This window comes from Winogradskyella sediminis, from assembly GCF_003387355.1.
Classification (GTDB): Bacteria; Bacteroidota; Bacteroidia; order Flavobacteriales; family Flavobacteriaceae; genus Winogradskyella; species Winogradskyella sediminis.
Window position 1 is genome coordinate 1 of record NZ_QUNH01000021.1, and the last position, 2498, is coordinate 2498.

Sequence of the window (2498 nt, forward strand, 5' to 3'; positions counted from 1 at the left end):
TAGCTAAATCAGGGTTAATATATGATGGAAATTATAAAAGTACTTTAGTAAAAAAATAATGAGTTTTTACTTGTTTTTTGCCACAGTACTTTGTTGGGCATAGTTTAAACTATATTCCAAGTTGTTTTTTTTCATATTCCCAATATTCATTTTCCGAGTTAAATCCTATGATATTTAAATTACATTCTAATTCCATATCGCATTCCTTTGCCATATGATTGTAATAGTTGACATCATCCGAAACAGCTTTCCATATCAGTTTAAATTGACTTTCTTTCTCTCGAAATACGATTTCATTTTTATAGAGTTCACGAGGACTCCAAATTCCATAATGTGCTGCCGAATCATTTTCTAAGTTAATGTCGTAACCTTTTTCAATTCTAATAGTGAAGTTATTTAATTCTTCTATCTCTAACAGTTCTGTATGGAAAAGTCTGAGTTCAATCCAGCATTCATATGCTTCAGGATGTAATGTTTCATTTAAACGTTTTTGTAATGAAGTAATATCATTTTCTGAGCGATCTTCTGAGTCTGCCGAAACATAAATATTTATTACAATTTTACCATTATCTTTTTTATAATATGTCAGCTTAGCTTCCTCAAATTTGTCAAAATAGACTAATCCGTCTTGAGTCTTGATTTTTAAGGATTCATTCATGATTTTTATCTGCTTTTAGAAATTGTGCCCAACGGTCTCGTATAACCGTCAGTTACGGGTTAAAGTACGCAAATTTTTCGGTTTAGCACTAACGTTAGCAATTCCGAGTGGATTCGGACGTAGTCGAATCCGCCGTAATTGCGGTTATACATTGTTGGCAAGTCGTTTTTTACCATATTACTTCACACGCTAAATAATTCCAAATCAGTATTCTTACTTTTACATTTCCAATTGTTGGTGTTACAGAATACTGATAAATTCCATCTTGAACTATATTCCAATTGTCAATTGGAATTCCGTCTTGAGTAAGGTACATATTTTGCATTGCTCGACTTCCAATTTCTGGTGCTTTTTGTAATTCCGTTATTGCAAAGAATGAATTTAATTCGTCCTCTGATAATGTGTCGATAGGAACAAAAGCTATATGTTCAGGTTTTTCATATTGTCGGTCGCTATTCTCAAACTTTACGTGTCCATAAGCTAATTTTAGTATCACATTTTCAATTCTTTCAGGTTCGATTCTAAAATGTGATTTTCCATTTTCATTTATAAAAGCATCGTCCAATCGAGCTTTTAATTTTGTTTTTCGTTTTAAGGTTTTTACGATACTTTCTCGAGAAAGTTTATCCAAATCTGTTGTGCCAGAAATTAGGCATTCAATCAAACACGCAAAGTATTCCTCATCTAATGAAAATCCATTATTACATTCCAAGCAACTTGGCACGACTGGAAGATTTTCAGGATATGGTTTTTCAAGAAGAATTTTAGATGGAACGTGGTCTCTCGTGTCTGGATATTTTCCACAATAAGCACATTGAGTGTCTAATCTACTGTCACTAAATGTTTTTATTTGCCTCAATTTTGATTGGATTTCGGGTTTTCTTAAATGCTTGCCAACGGTCTCGTATAACCGGCAGTTACGGGTTAATATGCGTTAATTTTCGGTTTAGCACTGACGTTAGCAATTCCGAGTGGATTCGGACGTAGTCGAATCCGCCGTAATTGCGGTTATACATTGTTGTGCAACGTATTTTATTCATTTTCCTCATTAAGTCCAACAATGTCTTTTCGAATCTTTTTCCTCCATTTCTTTCCGTATTTTTTGTCTAAATATTCGAAAACTGTTCTGTTATATTCATAGAGACTTTCTTCTGCAATTGCTTCACAACCATACTCAACAAAATTGACGTTATATTTTTTCGCAAATTTTGAGTCAGATTTATAAAATACTGGTGCGATTCCACTTGATTCCAATATATTTATTTCTCCATTTTTGATGTCGGCAAGTGCTTTTTCTCGGTTAAGCCCGAATCTTGGTTTCATAACAAATTCAAACACGTATTCTTTTGGCTTGTAAACTCGGATTATTGTATCAAGATTTTCATATCCTAAAGCTGTTAATTCAATAGTTTCCAAACTGTCTCTTTCTCGAATTTTATATCGATATTCAAATTCTCCTTTTTCGTTTGTCATTGAATATCTATATCTTGATTTATAACTTATATAAGCATTTTCAAGAGGCTTTCCGTTGACTTCTGACAATACAATTCCTTTAATCAGAATTTCCTCTTTGTCTTGTGAAAATCCGATTATTGAATTCAGAAATAATATTGTCAGTATGAGTTTTTTCATATGTTGCACAACGTGTTTGTGTATGGTTAGTTGCGTGGTTAAGCAACTAAGTTAGCAAACTTTTACGAACCCGTGAATATTCCGCAGGAATATTCGCAAGTAGGCAAGAACCTAGCAATTAATTATACACGGTGTTGTAGTGCGTTTTTTTATTTTATTCCAATCCATTTTTCCAACTCCGATTTATGTTCATCGATAGCAACCCAAG

3 protein-coding genes are annotated in these 2498 nt (G+C 33.0%); all 3 read right to left on the minus strand.

Going from position 1 to position 2498, the window contains the following annotated elements:
• Positions 1-109 precede the first annotated feature (109 nt).
• Positions 110-658: a hypothetical protein gene (locus C8N41_RS16685; RefSeq protein WP_115840111.1), complete on the minus strand. Its 549-nt coding sequence runs from the start codon at positions 656-658 to the stop codon at positions 110-112.
• 169 nt (positions 659-827) lie between these two features.
• Positions 828-1517, minus strand: coding sequence for a hypothetical protein (locus tag C8N41_RS16690; protein ID WP_115840112.1), 690 nt, complete (start codon positions 1515-1517; stop codon positions 828-830).
• 173 nt (positions 1518-1690) lie between these two features.
• Positions 1691-2290 (minus strand): FEKKY domain-containing protein, encoded by a 600-nt coding sequence (locus C8N41_RS16695; protein WP_115840113.1) that lies wholly within the window; start codon positions 2288-2290, stop codon positions 1691-1693.
• Positions 2291-2498 lie beyond the last annotated feature (208 nt).